This is a genomic window from Bacillus sp. DX4.1 (assembly GCF_030348195.1).
Taxonomy (GTDB): Bacteria; Bacillota; Bacilli; order Bacillales; family Bacillaceae_G; genus Bacillus_A.
This window is the reverse complement of sequence record NZ_JAUCFT010000008.1, coordinates 4,035,245-4,057,518: the sequence shown is the minus strand read 5'-3', so window position 1 is coordinate 4,057,518 and position 22,274 is coordinate 4,035,245. Positions and strand designations below refer to the sequence as shown.

Genomic DNA, 22,274 nt, shown 5'->3' with positions numbered 1-22,274 from the left:
ATGGTATAGTGAAACGAGGCTGTTTTTTAAAGCCCTGTTTTATTTTCAAATGCTTCCTAAAATAGAAAGGTTTTCATGCCTTTTTGAATAATTGAAAGCATCCAAACTGAAAGGAAGACATTACATGCGATCAGAAGTGAATGTAAAGATAAAAACAAAATTTATAAATGAGCTTAAAAGTGGTTATCCACTTATTTTAAAAGATGCAATTCATAATGTGAATGATGTGAGTGAAGAAGGTACAATCGTAAAGATTGTTGATGAAAAAAACAAATTTATCGGTAAAGGGTACTACGGGAAACAAAACAAAGGATACGGCTGGATTTTAACGAGAAAAGAGCAGGAACAAATTGACCAAGCCTTCTTTGAAAGAAAAATCAAAACTGCTATACATAAGCGTCAACGTTTTTATGATGATGCTGATACAACAGCATTCCGTGTTTTGAATGGTGAAGGTGATGGCATTGGCGGTTTAATCATTGACTATTACGCTGGCTATTATGTACTGAGCTGGTATAGTGAAGGGATTTATACATTTAAAGACGAGATTATTCGTGCACTAGAAAATGTGGCGGAGTTTAAAGCGATCTATCAGAAAAAACGATTCGACACAAAAGGGAAATATATCGAAGAGGATGACTTTGTCGTTGGAGAACGCGGTGAGTTTCCGATTATCGTAAAAGAGAATGGTGTAAACTTTGCTGTATATTTAAATGATGGTGCAATGGTAGGCGTGTTCTTAGACCAGCGTAATGTTAGAAAACAAATTCGTGATCAGTATGCAAAAGGAAGAACAGTTTTAAATATGTTCTCCTATACAGGTGCTTTCTCGGTATTTGCAGCGTTAGGCGGAGCCACGAAAACAACAAGTGTCGATCTTGCAAATCGTAGCTTAAGTAAAACGATTGAGCAATTTAGCGTCAACGGCATTGACTACGAAGCACAGGACATTATCGTTGAAGATGTGTTTCATTACTTTAAATACGCAGCGAAGAAACAGCTCAAATTCGATATGGTTGTGCTAGATCCACCAAGCTTTGCGAGATCTAAAAAATATACATTTAGTGCAGCGAAAGACTATAAAAACTTACTAAAAGAAACGATTGCAATTACAGAAGATAACGGTATTATCGTCGCTTCCACAAATTGCAGTACATTCGGAATGAAGAAATTTAAAGGTTTTATTGATACAGCATTTAAAGAAATGAATGGAAAATATAAATTGTTAGAAGAACATTCCTTACCAGAGGATTTCCGCACAATTGAGCAATTTAAAGAAGGCGACTATTTAAAAGTTGTATTTATTAAAAAAATTAAGGGATAACATAGTAAGAAAAGGAGCTCATTTGAAGATGAGCTCCTTTTCTTATTGTACAATGTGCTGAACTCTTCCAACTTGCCCATCTTGCAATCGCACTTTAATACCATGAGGATGAGAAGGCGATTTTGTTAAAATATCCTTTACAATGCCTCGCGTTAGTTTTCCAGTGCGCTGATCTTGCTTTAACACAATATCAACTTCAAGACCAGGTGATATGTTTGCTCGTTGTTGTCCGTTCATTTATACACCTGTACGTCTACGTTGATTGTTCGTTTTCTTTGTTTGCTGACTTTGTAATTTTTTCGTTGCTTGATTTTGCCCTGCAGCATTTGAGCCATTTCCATTTCCTTGCTTTTTCTTCGCAAGTTGTTCACGCATTAAATCAGCTAAGCTTACTTTTTTATTCTCTGACATGGTAAAACTCCTTTATATTAGGTTAATTATAAACAATAGTAGCGAATTCCATCATAACATTGTTGTGAAAAGAAATGAAGTCGGATTGAATTTTCATATAATTCTTTTCACTCTTATCTACTTCGGTTACAATTGAATTGTTAATGTTTGTAAAAAAAGGGGATAGAAACATGTCACATCATATTTTGCTTGTCGAAGATGACGCTTCAATTCAAGAAATGGTTGAAAAATATTTAACAAAAGAAGGCTTTAGCATAACAATCGCATCTGATGGAGAAGAAGGGATCATAAAATATCTAAAAGGTTCATTTGATTTAATCATTTTAGATATTATGATGCCAAAACTAGACGGTTTAGAAGTGGTGAAAATTATTCGTGAGAAAAGTGCAGTGCCGATTTTAATGATGTCTGCAAAGGATACGGATGTTGATAAAGCGGTAGGATTAGGACTTGGAGCAGATGATTACATATGTAAGCCATTTTCCATGATTGAGCTGGCAGCACGAGTAAAGGCAGGAATTCGCCGATCTACAACATATTCAGCTCCAGAAAAAAAACAAGACGATATGATTACGATTGGTGATTTGAAGATGGATATAGCTAATTTTATCGTTCAAAAAAAGGGAGAAACAATTAAGCTTACTTCAAAAGAATTTGAGATTTTAAAGCTATTTGTGAAGAATCAAAATCGTGTATTTACAAAAGCACAAATATACAGTTTCATTTGGAACGAAGAATACTATAGTGATGACAATGTCATTAATGTTCATATGCGAAGATTGCGGGAGAAAATTGAGGATGATCCATCAAGCCCGCAGTATATTAAAACGTTATGGGGCATTGGCTATAAGCTGGAAGTGATGTAAAATGGTATTTTTTTTAGCGGTTATTATTTTCATATTAGTAGGTATTATTTATTTTCAATATCATGTACAGAAAAATAAAAGTGCAAACTTACGTTATGCATATGCAAAGTTACAGGAAATAGTAGAAAAGCAAACGGGTGAAAAGCTGCTAGTTGTGACAGATGATAGAGAGTTACAATCGTTGTTAGTCGTTATTAATCATTTATTAGATGCAAAACAAAAAACGAATGCTGATCATGCGAAGGTTGAGATTTCGATGAGAAAGATGCTTTCGAATATCTCGCATGATTTAAAAACGCCGCTCACTGTTATTCTTGGGTATACAGAAATGTTAAATACAGATAAAACGATGAATAAAGAAGAGCAACAAGCATTGCTAGAAAAGGTACATGTAAAAACTCTAGAAGTCATGGAACTCATTCATAAATTCTTTGATTTAGCGAAATTAGAGTCAGGTGATAAAGAGATAGAGATGACAAGAGTCAATATGAATGAAGTGTGCCGAGAAAAGATTTTATCGTTTTATGATTTATTGACGACAAAAGGATTTGATGTACACATTGATATACCAGAGAAGAATGTATATGCACTTGGAAATGCTGAGGTGTTAGGTAGGATATTAAATAATTTGCTATCGAATGCCATTGCATATGGGTATGATGGGAAGACACTTGGTATTACATTAAGAAGTGATGATATGTGCGCTTATGTGGATGTATGGGACCGAGGAAAAGGAATTGATGAATCTCACATCGATAAAGTATTTGAACGCATGTATACGTTAGAAGATTCCCGAAATCGATTGTATCAAGGGAGCGGCCTTGGGCTTACCATTACAAAACGACTCGTGGAAGCATTAGGCGGAGAAATTCATCTGTCTAGTACGCCATATGAAAAAACGATATTTACGGTTATGTTAAAAAAAATGAAGTTTTAGCTTGTAGAAAAGAAGATTCTACAAGCTTTTTTTGAACGTAAGAAATTTGTAAGGAATGAGTAAGAAAAAAGAGATGTTCATTTCTTACAATAAATATATAAAGCGGAAGCGAAAGGGGAAAATGATATGACTTATATATTAAAAACAAATGGGCTAACAAAAGTGTTTCAAGGTAAAGAAGTCATTTCAGGGGTTAATATGCATGTGAAAAAAGGGGAAATATATGGCTTTTTAGGACCAAATGGTGCTGGTAAAACAACGATTATGAAGATGATCACCAATTTAATAAAACCAACAAGTGGGGATATTGAAATTTTCGGTGAAAGATTAACAGATACATCCTATGATGTGTTAAAACGAATGGGAACAATTATCGAATATCCGATTTTTTATGACAAGTTAACAGCAAAAGAAAATTTATATTTACATTGCGAATATATGGGTTACTACGACAAGAAGGGGATTGAGCATGCATTAGATCTTGTTAATTTACACAACGTGGATAATAAGAAAGTAAAAGATTTTTCATTAGGGATGAAACAAAGGCTAGGTATTGCTAGAGCAATTTTGACAAAACCAGAGCTCTTAATTTTAGATGAACCAATTAATGGTTTAGATCCAATTGGTATTAAAGAATTGCGTGAACTATTTAAAATGCTTTGCAAAGAATATGGAATTACCTTATTAGTTTCTAGTCATATTTTAGGTGAAATGGAGCAAATGGCAGATACAATTGGGGTCATTCAAAATGGGAAGCTAATAAAAGAAGTTTCAATGAAGAGCATTAACGGAAAACAAACAGAGTACATTGAAATTTCTGTTCCAGATGTGAAACGAGCAGCTTATATTTTAGAAAATAAACTTCGCATAACAAATTACAAAATTATGAGTGAAAGTATGATTCGCGTGTATGAAATGACAGCGACGCAGCAAGAAATCTCTAAAACACTTATTATGAATGATGTGGGAATTGAAAATATTAACAAGAAGCATAGCTCATTAGAAGAATATTTCTTAAATCTCATGAATGGAGAGGGAATTCGTGCTTAATTTAATGAGATTAGAGCTTATGAAATGTAAAATTGGGCCTGTTATTAGAGGGGCGCTTCTTGCGATTTTTATTGCTTCTATATTTCTTATATTAATAATGTTTGATGGGGAAATAAATAGCTATGCTATTGCATTTCAATTTATTGATACTTTTTCACGAGCGGTATTTATGATTTTCGGAGCAAGTTTAATTGCAAAATTTATTATTCAAGAATTTCAAAATAAGACGATGACAGTAATGTTCATGTATCCGATTAATCGGAAAAAGATGATGATCGCAAAAATGCTCATTATTATTTTTTTTACGTTTTGCGCTATTGTGATTTCAGAAATTATTCTCTTTAGTCTCATTTACGCCTTAAATCTGTATCATCCAGCGATCAAAGAACCATTGGCGATGTCGATTCTAGCCCAGACCGGAGCGAAATTATTTGTAAATGCACTAGCTGCAACGGGAATTAGCTTAATACCGCTCTACTTTGGAATGAAGAATTATTCAGTCCGGAAAACATTTGTATCTGCAATCGTTGTTATGTTTTTGGTTACTGCTAGTTTGAATGGTGAAATTTCATTGTTTAGTTTTATCGTGATTCCTATTACGTTAGCGTGTATTGGTTTATTCATTGCTTATATGGCAGTAAGAAAGATTGAACAGATAGACTTGTTTAAATAAAATAGATGAACTAGGAGGGGGATATTTATGCTACATCTCATGAAATTAGAAATGAAGAAATTTAAGCTTGGGTGGTATGTGAAAGGTGCGATTATCACAAACATAATTATTATTACATTATTTTGTTTGATTAACTATATAGAACAAATAGAACAAACGGAAGGGGCCGAGATGATTAAAAGCTTCCCAGACGCTTTTATACTGATCGGTGGAATGGTACGAGGAACGTTTATTGTTTTTGCAGGGGTATTAATTACAAAATTAGTAATTGAAGAATATAAAAATAAAACCATATTGATAATGTTTTCCTATCCGGTTAATCGAAAGAAGCTTATTGCTAGTAAGCTATTAATTACAGCTTTGCTGACGTTTACCACGATTTTGATATCTAACATTGTTGTAGCAGGCACAGTGTTTATATTAAATAGTTATGTTCCGATTATTCCAGATTCAATAACGGTAAATGAGTTTATGAAAGAAGTTATAAAAATGGTTCCTTTTGCAATTGCAGCTGCAGGAACAAGCTTAATCCCATTATATTTCGGAATGCGTAAATATTCTGTGCCAGTCACAATTCTCTCTTCCTTAATTGTTGTGGCGATTGCATGTCAGAGTCAACCACAGTTCTCGGTAGTAACCTTCATTCCACTTCAGTTAGGGCTTGCGGCTATTGGGGTTATGATTGCTTACTACGGCATTCGAAATATTGAGAAAGAAGATATAGCGTGATCAGAAGAAGTAAAAAGAGTTGGTATGAAACCAACTCTTTTTACTTGTATGTATGCCTCATGGTTACTCTGTAAATTTATAGTGTTTACTTAAATACTCTTGAACTCCCGGAGAAATGTCAAAGTGATTAGGTCCTTTATATCCGATATCAAAGTGCTCCCCTTCATTTGTTTCAAACGAAATCGTATAGGTACCCATTTTACCATTGAAAGAAGTATTTTTTACTTCTGCATCTAGATTGAAGTAATTAGTAATATAAGCTTTTGATTCTGATATAGCTGTTTGTTTTTCCCATGGAGATCCATTAAATGCGAAATAAAGGAATACTGCAACAGTTCCAATAACAATAGAACTCAATACAATTGCTACGTTTCTTTTCGTTCGTTTTCTCTCTTTTTTTGTATCCATTTTATTCACTCCATATGCCTGTATATAAACCTACCTAAACCAGAATATACCAATTTCAATTGTGTGTCATTGCTAAAAAATATTGTATACATAGTAGAATAAAGTTTCACATGAAACAAGTTACAGAAAAGACAAGGTATTCAATTACCTTGTCTTTTTTATTTTCATAACATATTACTACATTTTCGGAGCTTCCATCCCCGCAGCAGCCCATTCTTCTTTTGCAGGTCCATAAATGCCAGGAACTTTTAACCCAGCTTGACGCATGAGTACAGTCATTTGTCCACGGTGATGGTTTTGATGGTTAATGACAGTCATTAAAAACATAGAATTTGGCATTGGACGTCCAAAGAAGTCATTGATTATTGCTAAGTCTTTATCTGTCCATTGGCTTTGAATGGCTTCTACAAAAGCATTGTTAACTTCACGATAGCCATCTGCGATAAGTTGAGCGGAAGTTGGAACAGGATAATCCTTCGTTTCTCCTTCAACTTTTAACCCTGAACCCGCTACAATGATTGGAATAGCAGTAACGATATGCCAAGCAATTCTACCTAAAGTCCAATGCCCAGGTACAATCTCTTGTGTTAACGATTCATCAGTTAATGAATCCAATACCTTTTGCGTAGAATCTGCCTCGTATTTCCACGTTTTTAAAAAGCCCTCAATTGTTTGATACATGTTATCCCCCCTATGGTTACATTCATATGGTAAATTCGAGAGATGTGGCGTCTTTCCTTCTCTGTTTATTTTTCATGAATAAATTTCTGTCAGTGCTACAGTATGAGTGGAAATATATATGTAAATCCAGGGGGATTTTGATGAAAATGTCAGACCCCCCTGATTAAATTTTCACTTTATAAGGTTGTTCCATAGTTCTCTAGATGAATCGCGTAGTAAAGTGCTGGGTGTGTTGAATGATACATTTTTCAATTTCATGCAACCATTTTAAGTTACAGAGAGTCTAATAGTTGTATAAAAACATAGATAATAGATTTTTTAGGGAGGAATTTCAAATGGAGCTGCACATAAAGCGAGCTCAAAAAGGTGATGAAGAAGCCTTTATTGAGGCAATTGATACAATTATGCCGCAAATGTATAAAGTGGCAAAAGTTCGCCTGAAAAGCGAGGAAGATATAGGGGATGCAATACAAGAAACGATTCTTGCTGCCTTTACAAATCTCAAAAAGTTAAAAGAACCGCGTTATTTCAAAACATGGATTACGAAAGTATTAATCAATAAATGCAACGATATGATACGGAAAAATAAAGTGTTATATGTAGAAGATTACGGGGAAGTAGGGATTGAACATGCAACGAAAGAAGGCGTTGAACAAAAGCTCGAATTTGAAGATGTACTAAGTCATTTAAATGTAGAGTATCGACTGGTTATCGTACTCTATTATGTTAACAAATTTACGACAAAGGAAATAGCAGAGGTTTTGAGCGAGAAAGAGGGGACTATCAAGTCTAGATTAAGTAGAGCAAGGCAACAGTTAAAGGAATATTATTTGAAAGAAGAACAAGGATTTGTAAGCAATAGGGGGGATTTGAAATGAATGATCAATTTGAGCGTCAGCTAGAAGAATCATTAAATGAAAATATAACAATTCCTGATAGCGTTTTGAAGAAAAAACAGTTTGCTTTCGAGGAGATTAGAAAAAGCAAGAAACAAAAGCAAATATCCTCTCATAAAAAAATAGTTGCAGCAATTATTGCAGGAGTAACGATTGCTGGAGCAAGTACTGGAATTGGGATGTATGGCGATTCAGCATTGGCTATGGTAAAGGAAGCTTTTTTCACAAAAGATCGAGGTGTTCAAAAAGCGACAGATAATGGATATATGCAAAAAGTAGACAAGAATAATATTATGGAAGATAGCGGTGTTGCAATCCAAATTAAAAATGTTTTGTATGATAAATCAAAAATAGCGGTTTCTTTACAGATTAAGTTTGAAGATAAAAGTTTAATAAATAAAATGACAAAATTAATGATGACGTACGATTTAATGGATGATAAGGGAAGATATATAGAAAAGTCAGATACTACAGTAGGTTTAACATCTGAAAATAGTAAATTAGCGGCGGCATCAGATTGGAGTATGCAAGTGAATGAAAAAGAAGGAGAAGTAACTTATAATTTAATATTCTATCCTATGAATCCAATTGATAGTATTGAAAGCTTGCATTTTAATATTAATTCTATACAAATATTCACACCATTAGAAAATAAGGATCCTTCCTTTAGGACGAAAGCAGAAGCTAAATCAAATATAGTAAAAGAAAATATTGAGGCTGGGCATAAAGAAGGTATGCAGTTAAATAAAGAGATTCAGGGAAAATGGCAAGGGAACTTAAAACTAGATTCAAAATTTAGAGGGGATCAGGAGGTTAAGTATATTCCTCAACAACAACTTGAATCTGTAAAAATATCATCTGCTGAAGTATTACCAACAGGAATGAATATCACATTTGAACATGAATTTTCCGAAGATGTTGAAGAGATAAAGCGAAAGGTAAAAACAATTGATAGTATTCTCCTTATGGACGATAAAGGAAAAACATATAAATCAACGTTGAAGGGATATTCAAGTGTTCGAGATAATGGCATATTATTTAAAGTAAAAACTTTTGATATTACCTCTTTTGATGATATTGGGGATTTTAAAGTGTTATTGAAAGATGTGGATGGAAAAGGTGTAGTAATTGATTTGGTACGGGAAGAGAAAAAGTAATGCCGATTACAAGATAATTCATAAAAAACGAAGGATCTCTTTACTTAGGAGCCTTCGTTTTTTACTAACATCAGATACTGTTTTGGCGACTGAGTTAATATGTGGTGAACTCTGTAAAAAGAGGATTTTGGTACAAATTCAAATTATCGATCACCTTTTTTTTTACATAATTAAATTGTAATGATCCAAATTTAGCATACTGGAAAAGTAATAGCGGAACAATAGTTTGAATATTATGATTGTAACGCAATTGTGACTATAATATAATGAAAATAAGTAATATGAATGGATATTCATTTTACATGTGTAAGAAAAGAAAGGGGGAATGAGAATGGAAAGGCCGTGGCTACAAAGTTATCCAAAGGAAATTCCGCATACAATTTCTTACGATATTCAGCCACTTCACGTATATTTACAGCAGATGTCTTCTCAATATCCTAAAAAGAAAGCGCTTCATTTTTTGGGGAAGGATATTACGTTTTCAGAGTTGGGTCGTAAGGTGAGACAGTTTGCAAATTATCTTCGCAAGCTGGGGTTACAAAAAGGTGACCGAGTTGCGATTATGTTACCGAATTGTCCGCAAGCTGTGATTGGATATTATGGTACGCTACTCGCAGGTGGTATCGTAGTACAAACAAATCCCCTGTATACAGAGAGAGAGCTAGAATATCAGCTCCGTGATTCTGGGGCGAAAGTAATTCTTTGTCTCGATTTAGTCTTTCCAAAAGTCACAAATGTACAGTCGTCCACCAATATTGAACACATTATCGCAACGCGTATTGCAGATTTTTTACCATTTCCAAAAAATCTATTATATCCATTTGTACAAAGGAAGCAAACCAATCTCGTTGTAAAAGTCAGTGAAAGTGACACCATTCATATTTGGAAATCGGTAGAACGAGAAAGTGATGAAGCGGTGGAAGTCTCTTGTGACCCTGAAAATGATTTAGCACTCCTGCAATATACAGGGGGTACGACAGGATTTCCGAAAGGAGTCATGTTAACGCACAAAAATCTTGTATCGAATACACGAATGGGTGTGCATTGGCTGTATAACTGTCAAGAAGGAGAAGAAGTGATTCTTGGTGTGCTTCCATTTTTTCATGTATATGGGATGACAGCTGTTATGAATTTGGCAATTATGCAAGGACATAAAATGGTGATTGTTCCAAAATTTGATATGAAAATGGTATTTGAAGCGATTAAAAAGCATCAGGTTACATTATTTCCTGGGGCCCCAACGATTTATATTGCGCTTTTAAATAGTCCACTGCTTCAAAAGTATGATCTTTCTTCCATTCGTGCTTGTATTAGTGGTTCCGCCCCACTTCCAGTTGAAATACAGGAGAAATTTGAGAGCGTTACAGGTGGAAAGCTGGTAGAAGGATACGGTTTAACAGAATCATCCCCTGTTACACATAGTAATTTTTTGTGGGAAAGACGTGTGCCAGGAAGTATTGGTGTACCGTGGCCGGATACAGATGCTCGTATTATGTCACTTGAAACTGGAGAAGCGTTGTCATCTGGTGAGATTGGTGAAATTGTTGTAAAAGGTCCACAAGTAATGAAAGGATATTGGAATAAACCGGAAGAAACAGCAGCGGTATTACAAGACGGCTGGTTACACACAGGCGATGTTGGTTATATGGATGAAGATGGTTTTTTCTATGTGAAAGATAGAAAGAAAGATATGATTGTTGCTAGCGGTTTTAATGTATATCCTCGAGAAGTGGAAGAAGTATTATATGAGTATGAAAAAGTGCAAGAAGCTGTTGTCATCGGTGTACCAGACCCATACCGCGGAGAGACAGTAAAAGCTTTTATTGTAATAAAAGAAGGTCAGTCTTGTTCTGAAGAAGAGTTAGATCAGTTTGCTCGTAAATATTTAGCTGCGTATAAAGTTCCGAAAGTATATGAGTTCCGGATTGAGTTGCCAAAAACAACAGTTGGAAAAATATTACGTCGTGTTCTTGTAGATGAAGAGCTGAAAAGGCAGGAGGATGAGCAAACGGGCTAAAAGCCCTTTCTTTTTGGGAAGATGTCATTGACAATTTTGAGAATAATCAGTATTATATGGAATATGAATGATTATTCATTCAGTCAGTCATCTTCTCGAAGGGGACAGTAATGTGAAAAAAAATCGACCAAAATATAATCAAATTATTGATGCTGCGGTTATTGTAATCGCAGAAAATGGATATCATCAAGCGCAGGTTTCGAAAATTGCCAAACAAGCTGGTGTTGCCGATGGAACTATTTATTTATATTTCAAAAATAAAGAAGATATACTAATATCCTTATTCCAGGAGAAGATGGGAGAATTTGTTGAAAAAATTCGGCAAAAAACAGCAGGAATTGAAAGCGCTGTAGCGAAGTTATTTATGTTGGTAGAAACGCACTTCTTGCTACTTTCGCAAAATGATCCTCTTGCTATCGTTACTCAACTAGAGCTTCGCCAATCCAATCAAGACTTACGTTTCAAAATAAACGAAGTATTAAAAGGATACTTACAAGTCATCGATGAAATTTTAGAAACGGGTATAAGGCAAGAAGAATTTCGAGTAGATTTAAATGTTCGTGTAGCGAGACAAATGATCTTTGGAACAGTAGATGAAGTTGTGACCAATTGGGTAATGAGCGATCATAAGTATAATTTGGTCGCACTTTCAAAAACGGTGCACGAGCTGCTGGTTTCAGCTTGTGGTTATCGTCAATAATGGGAGGGATCATATTGAAATTCCTATCTATAACAGTGGAAGATTATGTAGCGGTTGTGAAGTTAAATCATCCGCCAGCTAACGCTATGTCTTCACAAGTTATGCACGACGTGACTGAGTTAATTGATCAGGTCGAAAAAGATGAGAGTGTACGCGTTATCGTTCTTCATGGTGAAGGACGCTTCTTCTCAGCGGGAGCGGATATTACAGAATTCACTTCTGTTGAAGAAGCGAACCAAGCAGCAAAGTTAGCACAGCTTGGACAAGTTACCTTTGAGCGTGTAGAAAAGTGCTCAAAACCGATCATTGCAGCGATTCATGGAGCAGCACTTGGCGGTGGACTTGAGTTTGCTATGTCTTGTCATATGCGCTTTGTAACTGAAAGTGCAAAGCTTGGTTTGCCAGAGTTAACGCTTGGCTTAATTCCTGGATTTGCGGGTACACAGCGTTTACCACGTTATGTTGGCAAAGCAAAGGCTTGTGAAATGATGCTAACAAGCACTCCAATTACTGGTGCACAAGCATTGGAGTGGGGACTTGTAAACGGAGTCTTTTCGGAAGAATCACTCTTAGAAGAGACACTGCAAGTAGCGAAGAAAATTGCTGGGAAAAGTCCAGCAACGGTTCAAGCTGTACTAGAATTGTTGCAAACAACAAAATCTTCGCTTTATTATGAAGGGGTACAGCGCGAGGCACAATTATTTGGTGAAGTGTTTACGAGTGAAGACGGAAGAGAAGGTGTAGCAGCGTTTTTAGAAAAGCGTAAACCTTCTTTTAGTGGTAGGTAGTCCAATTATTTTTTAGCATAAATTAACAGAATATTAAAATTGACGGAATCTTTCTGAAAAACAAGGGGGTAAATGGAATGAACATCTACGTACTCATGAAACGAACATTTGATACAGAAGAAAAAATCGTAATTAAAAACGGTGCAATTTATGATGGCGAAGCGGAATTCATCATCAACCCTTACGATGAATATGCGATTGAAGAAGCAATTCAAGTAAGAGATGCAAACGGCGGTGAAATTACAGTTGTAACAGTTGGCGGTGAAGAGAGTGAGAAAGAACTTCGAACTGCGCTAGCGATGGGTTGCGATAAAGCGGTTTTATTAAACATTGAAGATGATGTTGAGAATGGCGATCAATTTACAACAGCAAAAGTGCTTGTTGAGTATTTAAAAGACAAAGAAGTAGATTTAATTTTAGGTGGAAACGTAGCAATTGATGGTGCATCTGGACAAGTTGGACCACGTGTAGCTGAAGCGCTGAATATCCCGTATGTAACAACAATTACGAAGCTTGAAATTAACGGTACAAACGTGAAGATTGAGCGCGATGTTGAAGGGGATACAGAAGTGATTGAAACGACATTACCACTTTTAGTGACGGCGCAGCAAGGTTTAAATGAACCGCGTTACCCATCGCTTCCAGGTATTATGAAAGCGAAGAAAAAGCCGCTTGAAGAACTAGAATTAGATGATTTAGATTTAGAAGAAGAAGATGTAAAAGCGAAAACAAAAACAATTGAAATCTATTTACCTCCTAAGAAAGATGCTGGGAAAGTGTTACAAGGCGAGCTGCAAGATCAAGTAAAAGAACTTGTATCGTTGCTCCATACAGAGGCGAAAGTAATCTAAAAAAATACGAATTTATATACGCAGGAGGGAAAATCAATGGCTCGTAAAGTATTAGTAATGGGTGAAGTTCGTGACGGATCTCTACGTAACGTTTCATTTGAAGCAGTAGCAGCAGCAAAAACAATTGCAGAAGGCGGTGAAGTTGTAGGTCTTCTAGTTGGGGAGAGCGTTGCATCTTTAGCAAATGAACTGATTCATTACGGTGCAGATCGCGTTGTGACAGTTGAACATGATAAATTGAAATCGTATACATCCGATGGGTATGCGCAAGCTTTTCTTGCTGTACATGCAGAAGAAAAACCTGAAGGAATTGTGTTTGGACATACAGCACTAGGTAAAGATTTATCACCAAAGTTGGCTGCAAAATTAGAAGCTGGTCTTGTCTCTGACGTTACTGGATTAGAAGTTGCGGGTGGCAACGTTGTATTTACACGTCCAATTTACTCTGGTAAAGCGTTTGAGAAGAAAATTGTGACAGATGGTGTGTTGTTTGCGACAGTTCGTCCAAATAACATCGCGCCGCTTGAAAAAGAAGAAGCACGTACAGGTGATGTGTCTTCTATTACAGTTGATGTAAAAGATTTACGTACGATTATTCAAGATGTTGTCCGCAAAACGGCAGAAGGTGTTGATCTCTCTGAAGCGAAAGTAATTATTGCGGGCGGCCGTGGTGTGAAAAGTGAAGAGGGCTTCAATCCGCTTAAAGAATTAGCAGATGTGCTAGGCGGTGCTGTTGGTGCATCACGTGGAGCTTGTGATGCGGAGTACTGCGATTACTCACTGCAAATTGGGCAAACGGGTAAAGTCGTTACACCAGATTTATACATTGCATGTGGTATTTCTGGCGCGATTCAGCATTTAGCAGGTATGTCCAATTCGAAAATAATCGTTGCCATTAATAAAGATCCAGAAGCAAGTATTTTCAAAGTAGCTGATTATGGTATTGTTGGCGACTTATTTGAAGTAGTTCCTCTTTTAACGGAGGAGTTTAAAAAATTAAAAGTACATTCATGATTTGAGTAACCCTTGAGTTCCAAGTGAAATGCCCCTATATATAGAAAGGGCGAGAGGTCCCTGCCTCTCGCCTTTTTAGCGTTGATCCATGATTTGTATATAGTATAAAGGCACGTTATTTTGTTACAATACATAATGATACATAATATTCGCCACGTATATAAGTTAATGATATACTTTTGGTAGAAAACACATAAAGGAGGAAATAAAATGGCAATTGTAAACGCAACTGACCAAAACTTCGCAGCTGAAACAAGTGAAGGTATTGTATTATTAGATTTCTGGGCACCATGGTGTGGGCCTTGTAAAATGATCGCTCCTGTATTAGAAGAAATTGATGCAGAATTAGGCGGAAAAGTAAAAGTAGTAAAAGTAGACGTAGACGAAAACCAAGAAACAGCTCGTAACTTTGAAGTAATGAGCATTCCATCTCTTTTCGTATTAAAAGATGGTAAAGTGGTTGACCAAGCGTTAGGTTACAAACCGAAAGAAGCGTTAGTAGAACTAGTTTCTAAACACTTTTAATACATGAAGTCCAGCATATATGCTGGACTTTTTTTATTGGTTGAAATTACCTCCTGATAATATGACAACAGATATGAAATTTTTGTTGACACTTATCATAAGCGGTTTTATAATCAATCTGACGGTAATGAAAATCACTATCATTTAGATGTGTAGGGGGAAGTCATTCATGACATTGAAGTTAAAAGTATTATCTGCAGCAGCAGTGGCATCTCTTCTTTTTGCAGGTTGTGCGAAAGAGGAAACAAAAAAATCTGAAGCACAAGAAAAAAAGACAGAACAATCTGCTAAGAAAGAAGAGAAGAAACAACAAGAAGTAGATTTTGTACAAGCTTATAAAGATGGAGTGGCTGAGCTTGAAAAAGCGAAAGACGGTAAAGAGGTTGACTTTGATAAAGTAACAAAGTTATATAAAGAAAAATTACAATCTCTTGTCCAAGGTCGTGATGGTGAATTTAGTGAAAAAATCGATCCAACAATTGTAGCTGCTTTAGAAGCAGGTAAAAATAAAGAAATGGAACCAATGGTTGTAAAACAAATATTTGATAAATTAATGCAAAAAGAATTTTTCCAAACGATGCGTCATGATTTCAAAGAAGCGGATGAAAAGTGGAGTAATAAAGACGATGTGAAAAAAGAAATGGACGAAGCGCTTGCGTTTTATAAAGGTGTAGAAGGCACAGTAGGAAAACGTGATACAGCATATGGTACACAAATGGCGGATGCAATTCAAGGCGGCTTTGCTGAAATGAAGGCGGCAATTGACAAGGATGATAAACTTGCATTTGCACTTGGTAAGCAAGTTGTTGATAAAACGGTAATGAAGACATTCTATTTAGCGACAGGTGGAGTTCCACATGGTTATGCTACAAAAATGGTAGAAGCAGCTAAACAAGATGAGAAAAAAGCGAAAATTGAACAAGCAGAAGGATGGGCATTTTATCAAGCCATCTACCCGTATATGAAAAAAGCAGCTCCTGAAGATGCGGACTTTATCTTAAAGCAATTTGATTTACAAACAGATGTGAAAACAGTTGATGCAAAAGCAGTGAATCAAGCATTTGTACGTGGATTCGCAAAAGTCGCATTAGGTGAGTATAAAGAAAGCCAAGAGAACTTTGGAAAAGATAAAGGTCCTATTACAGCATTAGAGGGTGCGTTATTCATTAATATCATTGAAAATGATTTGAAAACAGTGCTTGGTGAGCAGCAAACAGCTGATTTAACAAAAGCGGCACATTCTTATTTAGAAGCAGTAAAAGCGAAGAAAAAAGATGAGGCTGATAAATTATTATCACAGATTGAGCCTGTATTAAATAAGGCTGTTGAAGCAGCGAAATAATCTGCTCATACGTATGTCTTTTTGAAGAAACCTTGTCTTGACAAGGTTTCTTCTTTTACATAGTGTGGTAGAGGGTGGTGAAATGAATGAAAGTATTAATTACTGGAGGAGCAGGTTTTATCGGAAGTCATCTTGCTTTAAAACTGTTAGAGCAAGGAAAACAAGTCGTACTACTAGATAATTTCCACTCCTACTATGCAAAATCAAGAAAACAGTTTCAGCTTGAACAAGTGCAGCGATATGGAACTGTCCCATTTTACGAGTGCGATATTTTGCATAAAGAAGATGTGAAAGCTGTTATGCAGCAAGAAAAGGTTGATGCAGTAATTCATCTAGCTGGATTTCCAGGGGTGAGACCGTCGCTTGAAATGCCAGGTGCTTATGTTGATATTAATATAAAAGGGACGAGTAACGTATTAACATGTGCGGGAGAAGAAAATGTAAAACATGTCATCGTGGCATCCTCTTCTTCTGTGTACGGAGAGAAAACGGGAATGCCTTTGCAGGAGGAAATGGCAAATGGTCGAGTTTTATCTCCTTATGCAGCATCCAAATACGGAGCGGAATCGCTTTGTCATGCTTATCAATATATGTATGGATTTCAACTAAATATTTTACGTTTCTTTACTGTATATGGTCCATGGGGGCGTCCTGATATGGCAATCGCAAGCTTCATTAGAAAATTGCTAAATGGCGAAGAAATTGTTGTATATGGAAAGGGAACGGGCCGAGATTACACGTACATTGATGATATTACGGAAGGAATTGCTCTTACGTTAGAATCGAGTAGAAGTGATGTATACAATCTAGGATCGAATGCACCGATTTTAATGACAGAATTACTTGCGCAGTTAGAAAAGCATTTCCCATTGATGCGTGTAAGAAGAGAGGCGCATCGTAAAGGGGATGTGACATCGACGTGGGCTGATATTTCGAAGGCGAAAGAACAGCTTGGATATGAACCTCGTGTATCTTTTGCAGAAGGGTTGGAGCGAACGATTGCTTGGGCGAAACAATATCCGGATACTGTTTAATCTTTGTGGTATTTTCTTGTTATGTGTTTTTTTGGTCATATCGTGGAAATCGTTTGAAGCGTCTTCTTTGTGGAGACAACTATATGGATTATGGAAACATCCTTATACGGTAGTGCTTCTTATTATGATATATGGTGTTGCATTTTTCTTTCGTGCTTATGCATGGAAGCTATATCTTCACCATCATATTACAATGAAAGAGTCTTTATATGGATTGTTTTATAGTTTATTTATTAACCACGTTTCTCCATTGAAAATAGGGGACGCTGTTCGCATTGCGATTATTACAAAAGAAAAGAAAGTGACATTAGGAGAAGCAACACAATCAGTTGTTGTGCTCCGTATATTAGATTTGCTTATCCTTGGTATATTTGGAGCCGTAGGGATGTTTATACTGTGGGGAGATATTTTGCTGAATGCTCCCGTTATCCTCGCTTGTATATGTATCGGAATTGGTATGTTGTTTCTTTTGCATAAGAAAGCACCGCAATTTGTAGAGAGTCAGTGGAAGCAATTAAAGGCGATTTTGTTTACAGTACAAGGGATCATCATTATCTTACTGATTGTAATAAGCTGGATTTGCGAAGCTTTTGTTATATATGAAATTGCGAGTTCTCTTACATTTATACAAGCGATTTGGGTCAATAGTGTGACCATCGCAGGGCAAGTATTTCAATTAACGCCAGGCGGTATTGGGACATATGAAACGGTAATGACGTTTGCACTAAGAGCGCTTGGTGTAGGATCGGTAGAGGCGTATGAGTGGTCATTAATGAGTCATGGATTTAAGTTTATATTTTCTTATGGTGTGGGCGCACTTTTACTCGTTTTATATCCGATGGAATTGCGTTCACTTGTTAGTCAGAAGGGAGAAAACATCCGGTGGAAGAAGTAAAAAAGGCATCAAAATTTGAAAAGGTAGCAGCCCGCTGCTGGAACTTGCTGAATGAAGGGAAACCATTTACACCGATTTTTGTATTCGGTACATTTTTGTTGTTTTCTATCTCACAGTTTGGACAACCTGATTTTGTCCCAGCATTTTTTAGCAGTTTTTTCCTCATTGTACCTTTACTTGTTTTATATTATTTATTTGATTTTCCATTGTTTTTACGAAACTATCTATGGTTTCCGTTTGTTGCTTATTTAATTGTATTTAAAGTGGTCCATTTGCCGCTATTCTTTTTTGCATTAGGGTTATATTTCTTCTTTACAATTTTATTTTGGGGAACGTTGTATTATCATTTGCGAATTGGTACGTCGTGGTTGAACTTTACACGGTTTTGGAAGCTTGTTTTAAAAAATAGTGATTCTACAAGCGGGAATGCACAAGAACAAATGCCAAAGTTTTTACTACTACTTTCGCTTTGGTATTATTACTATGATTTCTTCCAAGAAGGCGGTACGTTTAGCGGTGTAGATTGGAGAACGCTTCTTATATTTTATGGTGCTCTTCTCGTATATACGCTTATATTACACCGTAATTTATTTGATTGGCAGCCAAAAGCAATTGCTAGCTATACGGAAAATATGCCTGAAAATCAAGAGGCATTAAATGAAAAAGTAGTTGTGATTGTGATTGATGGTATGCGAAAAGATCGTTTTGAGGCGGCACATACACCGTATTTAGATTCACTTCGAAAGCAAGGGACCGAGTTTTTAAATATGGAAACTGTATATCCAGCTCGTACGGTTGTATGTTTCTCCTCTATGTTTACAGGAACGTATTCATTTGAGCATGGTATTAAATCGAATATGGTTTGGAAGCATGGAGTGAATGTAGAGAGTATTTTCGATTCTCTTCGTAAAGTAGATAAAACAGGGAAAATGTTAGCAGTTGCTCATTTAGTCGACGCGTTTGGCGATGATGTGGAAACATTTACGGCTGTAATGAAAAATGATGTTGTCGACTCGAAAATTATGGAGAAAGCAAGAAAGATTATGGATGAACAAGATCCTGATTTATTTATCGTCCAGCTTATTTCTACAGATCAAACAGGTCATAGTCGCGGCGTATTATATGATGAATATTTACAAAAAATTCATGAAGCAGATCAGCATGTGAAACAGTTTATTGAGCATTTAGAGAAAACAGGAAAAGCAGAAAATACGACATTCATCATTTGCGCAGATCATGGACAAGCAGATGGAATTGGTGGTCACGGTCATTTAGATGAGGGTGAGCGGTTTGTTCCATTCTTTATGTACGGTCCTCATATCGCACAAGGCGTAAAAGTAGAAGAGAAGAAGAGTCTTGTTTCTATGGCACCGACAATTGCCTACTTATTAGGAGCACCGTATCCGTCTCATAGTCGTGGTCCTGTGTTAGTAGAAGCGTTAAAGGAGCAGGAGAGGGAATGAAAGTAATCGTTTTTATACCGGCCTTAAATGAAGAGGATTCTATTGCAGATGTCATTCGAAAAGTGCCGCGTCATTTTCATCCGAATGTAACGGTAGAAGTACTTGTCATCGATGATGGCTCAACTGATCGAACAGTAGCTGTTGCAAAAGAAGCAGGAGCTGATCATGTCGTTTCATTTGCAAAAAACGGTGGGCTTGGCGCAGCTGTTCGAGCGGGTTTGCAGGAAAGCTATCGCCTTGGAGCTGACATTAGTGTAATGATTGATGCTGATGATGAATACCCAGCTGACGAAATTCCAAATGTACTTGAGCCTATTTTTGCAGGAGAAGCTGATTATACGATGGGTTCTCGTTTTCGAGGGACGATTCGAGGAATGAGATTACATCGACGTCTTGGGAATTACTGCTTTACAATGTTGCAATGTTTGTTACTAAGGAAGTGGATTCGCGATGGGCAATCCGGTATGCGTGCCTTTTCTAGACAGGCGATGGAACATGGAGAAATTATTCACGATTATAACTATGCTCAAGTTATTACTTTGAATTTAGTCCGAAAAGGATTTCGAGTACAAGAAGTACCGATTACGTATAAAGTACGAGAAACAGGCGAGTCTTTCATATCTTTTCGTAAGTATATGACGCGTGTGTTTCCGGCTATTTGGAAAGAAATGACACGTTCAGTAGAGAAAGTTACAATCAACTATGCTGCGCATGTATTAAAGGAAGATAAGAAATGTTCGTAATGAACATTTCTTATCTTGACAATGAAAATGATAATAATTATCATTAAGTTCAGGAGGAACGTTCATGAAAAAAATTATTATATCATTATTTGTTAGTATTTTCTTAATATTCTCAATCCAAACAAGTGCATTTGCTTATTCGTATGGAAATCCAAACGAAGAGAAAGTTGCAGAGGCATATAAGCAAATGGTTGCAAAGTTAGATGAAAATCCGGCCAACTTTAAAGAGGCTAAAAAAGCATATGAAAATGTGCAAGAAGAAATTGATCAGCATATGGGAAAAGAACCTTCTAAAGCAATGATGAAGGACTTCGATAAACAAAATAAAGAGGATATTATTGCTGATATGCAAAAAATTCTTGCGCTTAATATTAATCGTCGTTTAACAAATGTTGATGAGAGATTTAAAGACTATGATACAAGCAAGCGTTTATTAGCAAAAGCATTTGCTACATATGAAGCGTTATCGCCAGTTGTTGGTGAACGTAATAAAGAGTTAGATACGAAGCTAAAGGATGAATTTAATAAAGCATTAGAATCATTAGGAAACCCAGGGTTATTTGGGGTAGGTCAAAAAGAAGCCAATCAAGATGTGTTTAAGCAAAGTAAAGATAATATTCTAAAGAGTTTACAGAGCGAGTTCAAAATTAAAGACTTTAAAGTGGGTCACTTTAGTGCAAGCGGTCAAGAAGATAAAGCCGCTTCTGATAAAACAAAAAAGGCAGAGTGGACAGATTTAAGTAGTTTGAAAAACTGGGCTCCAATTGCAGTTATTGTACTTATACTTGTTGGAGTCATTGTATACGCAGTAAGAAAACGTAAGTAAGGATAAGGGGGAAGAGCGATGCAACTGCAGGCATTTCTCATTACATTTCGTGAAGTATTAGAAGCATTGCTGATTGTCGGGATTATTACAACCTATTTAAAACGTACAGATAGTAAGCAGTTTGTGAAATATGTTTGGGTGGGAGCAGGGCTTGCCGTTGTAGCAAGTTATATTGTCGCTCTTGTTTTCCAAGTTGTATTTACTGGCTTTGCCGCAATGGGAAGTGAGATGTATTTAAAAATATCAATTATTTTTATTTCCGCCATTTTACTTACGCAAATGGTATTTTGGATGGCAGAACATAGCAAGAATATGAAAGTCAATATGGAAAGTAAAATGAGTCAGTATATTACGGCTGGAAATGTAATTGGTATGGTTATGCACTCTTTTCTTGTTGTACTTCGAGAAGGTGTAGAAACAGTGTTTTTCTTTGCAGCGATTACAGGAGGAAACATCGGAGAAGCGATGAAAGGCTGGGGAGCTATTTCAGGTTTACTCGTTGCAGCTGTTGTTAGCTACTTATTCTTTAAAGGAACGATGCGTATTTCACTCAAAGTATTCTTTAAAATAACAGGTGCATTTATCGTCTTAATTGCAGCTGGTCTTCTCGTACAGGGCGTTTCTATGCTTCAGGATTTAAAAATACTCGGCAGTGTTATGCCACATGTATACGATATTACATGGTTATTACCAGAGCACCCGATTGATTATGCTCACTATTTGCGTGATCATGGTACTGCACCGCTCCTTTCAGGTGATATTGGTATTTTCTTAAAAGCATTTTTAGGATACTCGTCAATGCCATCTCTTGAAGAAATACTTGTGTATATCGGGTATTTTGTTGTGTTGTATATGTTAATCGTCTTTAAAAAGCCTGTTAAAAAAGATCAAACAATAATCGAAAAAAATAAGTCAGTAAGCTAAAAGTACAAGGAGTTTCCTTG

Annotated in this window: 25 protein-coding genes; 21 read left to right on the top strand and 4 right to left on the bottom strand. The window is 36.2% G+C overall.

Annotated elements, in window-relative coordinates:
• The first annotated feature begins 124 nt into the window (after positions 1–124).
• Positions 125–1,324 carry a class I SAM-dependent rRNA methyltransferase gene (locus QUF99_RS23675; RefSeq protein WP_289373334.1) on the top strand — a complete coding sequence of 400 codons (1,200 nt, stop codon included), beginning with the start codon at positions 125–127 and terminating at the stop codon, positions 1,322–1,324.
• 42 nt (positions 1,325–1,366) lie between these two features.
• On the opposite strand, the gene QUF99_RS23670 is transcribed toward QUF99_RS23675, so the two are convergent.
• Positions 1,367–1,561, bottom strand: coding sequence for a YwbE family protein (locus QUF99_RS23670; protein WP_286122172.1), 195 nt, complete (start codon positions 1,559–1,561; stop codon positions 1,367–1,369).
• The gene (locus tag QUF99_RS23665; RefSeq protein ID WP_289373332.1) at positions 1,562–1,735 is read right to left on the bottom strand and encodes a hypothetical protein; all 174 of its coding nucleotides are present in this window, start codon (positions 1,733–1,735) and stop codon (positions 1,562–1,564) included. It lies immediately after the preceding gene.
• 170 nt (positions 1,736–1,905) lie between these two features.
• On the opposite strand from QUF99_RS23665, the gene QUF99_RS23660 reads away from it, so the two are divergent.
• From QUF99_RS23660 to QUF99_RS23640, 5 genes are all read left to right on the top strand, one after another.
• Positions 1,906–2,601 (top strand): response regulator transcription factor, encoded by a 696-nt coding sequence (locus QUF99_RS23660; protein ID WP_289373330.1) that lies wholly within the window; start codon positions 1,906–1,908, stop codon positions 2,599–2,601.
• 1 nt (position 2,602) lies between these two features.
• Positions 2,603–3,538 (top strand): sensor histidine kinase, encoded by a 936-nt coding sequence (locus tag QUF99_RS23655; RefSeq protein WP_289373329.1) that lies wholly within the window; start codon positions 2,603–2,605, stop codon positions 3,536–3,538.
• A gap of 126 nt (positions 3,539–3,664) precedes the next feature.
• A complete protein-coding gene (locus tag QUF99_RS23650) occupies positions 3,665–4,588 on the top strand; it encodes an ABC transporter ATP-binding protein (RefSeq protein ID WP_289373328.1) in 924 nt (307 codons plus the stop codon).
• On the top strand, positions 4,581–5,261 hold the full coding sequence (locus tag QUF99_RS23645) for an ABC transporter permease (protein ID WP_289373326.1): 681 nt from the start codon (positions 4,581–4,583) through the stop codon (positions 5,259–5,261). The genes QUF99_RS23650 and QUF99_RS23645 overlap by 8 nt, the downstream gene beginning before the upstream one ends.
• Positions 5,262–5,288: 27 nt before the next feature.
• Positions 5,289–5,990 carry an ABC transporter permease gene (locus QUF99_RS23640; RefSeq protein WP_289373325.1) on the top strand — a complete coding sequence of 234 codons (702 nt, stop codon included), beginning with the start codon at positions 5,289–5,291 and terminating at the stop codon, positions 5,988–5,990.
• A 63-nt stretch (positions 5,991–6,053) separates the two neighbouring features.
• Here QUF99_RS23640 and QUF99_RS23635 read toward each other — a convergent pair whose 3' ends face one another.
• A complete protein-coding gene (locus QUF99_RS23635; RefSeq protein WP_289373323.1) occupies positions 6,054–6,398 on the bottom strand; it encodes a YfjL-like protein in 345 nt (114 codons plus the stop codon).
• 177 nt (positions 6,399–6,575) lie between these two features.
• Positions 6,576–7,079 carry a DinB family protein gene (locus QUF99_RS23630; RefSeq protein ID WP_289373321.1) on the bottom strand — a complete coding sequence of 168 codons (504 nt, stop codon included), beginning with the start codon at positions 7,077–7,079 and terminating at the stop codon, positions 6,576–6,578.
• Between the two features lie 335 nt (positions 7,080–7,414).
• Here QUF99_RS23630 and QUF99_RS23625 point away from each other — a divergent pair, with 335 nt between their 5' ends.
• From QUF99_RS23625 to QUF99_RS23555, 15 genes are all read left to right on the top strand, one after another.
• Positions 7,415–7,957, top strand: coding sequence for an RNA polymerase sigma factor (locus tag QUF99_RS23625; protein WP_289373320.1), 543 nt, complete (start codon positions 7,415–7,417; stop codon positions 7,955–7,957).
• The gene (locus QUF99_RS23620; RefSeq protein WP_289373318.1) at positions 7,954–9,132 is read left to right on the top strand and encodes a DUF4179 domain-containing protein; all 1,179 of its coding nucleotides are present in this window, start codon (positions 7,954–7,956) and stop codon (positions 9,130–9,132) included. The genes QUF99_RS23625 and QUF99_RS23620 overlap by 4 nt, the downstream gene beginning before the upstream one ends.
• A gap of 331 nt (positions 9,133–9,463) precedes the next feature.
• Complete coding sequence (locus QUF99_RS23615) at positions 9,464–11,149, top strand: long-chain-fatty-acid--CoA ligase (protein WP_289373316.1); 1,686 nt, start codon at positions 9,464–9,466, stop codon at positions 11,147–11,149.
• 112 nt (positions 11,150–11,261) lie between these two features.
• Complete coding sequence (locus QUF99_RS23610; RefSeq protein WP_483298616.1) at positions 11,262–11,849, top strand: fatty acid metabolism transcriptional regulator FadR; 588 nt, start codon at positions 11,262–11,264, stop codon at positions 11,847–11,849.
• 11 nt (positions 11,850–11,860) lie between these two features.
• Complete coding sequence (locus QUF99_RS23605; RefSeq protein WP_289374758.1) at positions 11,861–12,637, top strand: enoyl-CoA hydratase; 777 nt, start codon at positions 11,861–11,863, stop codon at positions 12,635–12,637.
• Positions 12,638–12,714: 77 nt separating this feature from the next.
• The gene (gene etfB, locus QUF99_RS23600; protein ID WP_289373313.1) at positions 12,715–13,488 is read left to right on the top strand and encodes an electron transfer flavoprotein subunit beta; all 774 of its coding nucleotides are present in this window, start codon (positions 12,715–12,717) and stop codon (positions 13,486–13,488) included.
• Between the two features lie 36 nt (positions 13,489–13,524).
• Positions 13,525–14,502, top strand: coding sequence for an electron transfer flavoprotein subunit alpha (gene etfA, locus QUF99_RS23595; protein WP_289373312.1), 978 nt, complete (start codon positions 13,525–13,527; stop codon positions 14,500–14,502).
• A gap of 210 nt (positions 14,503–14,712) precedes the next feature.
• Positions 14,713–15,027, top strand: a complete 315-nt coding sequence (gene trxA / locus QUF99_RS23590) for a thioredoxin (protein WP_289373310.1) — start codon at positions 14,713–14,715, stop codon at positions 15,025–15,027.
• A 169-nt stretch (positions 15,028–15,196) separates the two neighbouring features.
• Positions 15,197–16,369, top strand: a complete 1,173-nt coding sequence (locus QUF99_RS23585) for a hypothetical protein (protein WP_289373309.1) — start codon at positions 15,197–15,199, stop codon at positions 16,367–16,369.
• 86 nt (positions 16,370–16,455) lie between these two features.
• Complete coding sequence (locus QUF99_RS23580; protein WP_289373307.1) at positions 16,456–17,403, top strand: SDR family NAD(P)-dependent oxidoreductase; 948 nt, start codon at positions 16,456–16,458, stop codon at positions 17,401–17,403.
• Between the two features lie 16 nt (positions 17,404–17,419).
• The gene (locus QUF99_RS23575; RefSeq protein WP_353958413.1) at positions 17,420–18,298 is read left to right on the top strand and encodes a lysylphosphatidylglycerol synthase transmembrane domain-containing protein; all 879 of its coding nucleotides are present in this window, start codon (positions 17,420–17,422) and stop codon (positions 18,296–18,298) included.
• A complete protein-coding gene (locus QUF99_RS23570) occupies positions 18,286–19,761 on the top strand; it encodes an alkaline phosphatase family protein (RefSeq protein ID WP_289373305.1) in 1,476 nt (491 codons plus the stop codon). Before QUF99_RS23575 ends, QUF99_RS23570 begins: the two co-directional genes overlap by 13 nt.
• Positions 19,758–20,504 carry a glycosyltransferase family 2 protein gene (locus QUF99_RS23565; protein WP_289373303.1) on the top strand — a complete coding sequence of 249 codons (747 nt, stop codon included), beginning with the start codon at positions 19,758–19,760 and terminating at the stop codon, positions 20,502–20,504. Before QUF99_RS23570 ends, QUF99_RS23565 begins: the two co-directional genes overlap by 4 nt.
• A gap of 64 nt (positions 20,505–20,568) precedes the next feature.
• Positions 20,569–21,330 (top strand): hypothetical protein, encoded by a 762-nt coding sequence (locus tag QUF99_RS23560; protein WP_289373301.1) that lies wholly within the window; start codon positions 20,569–20,571, stop codon positions 21,328–21,330.
• An 18-nt stretch (positions 21,331–21,348) separates the two neighbouring features.
• Positions 21,349–22,254: an FTR1 family iron permease gene (locus QUF99_RS23555; RefSeq protein ID WP_289373299.1), complete on the top strand. Its 906-nt coding sequence runs from the start codon at positions 21,349–21,351 to the stop codon at positions 22,252–22,254.
• Positions 22,255–22,274: the final 20 nt, after the last annotated feature.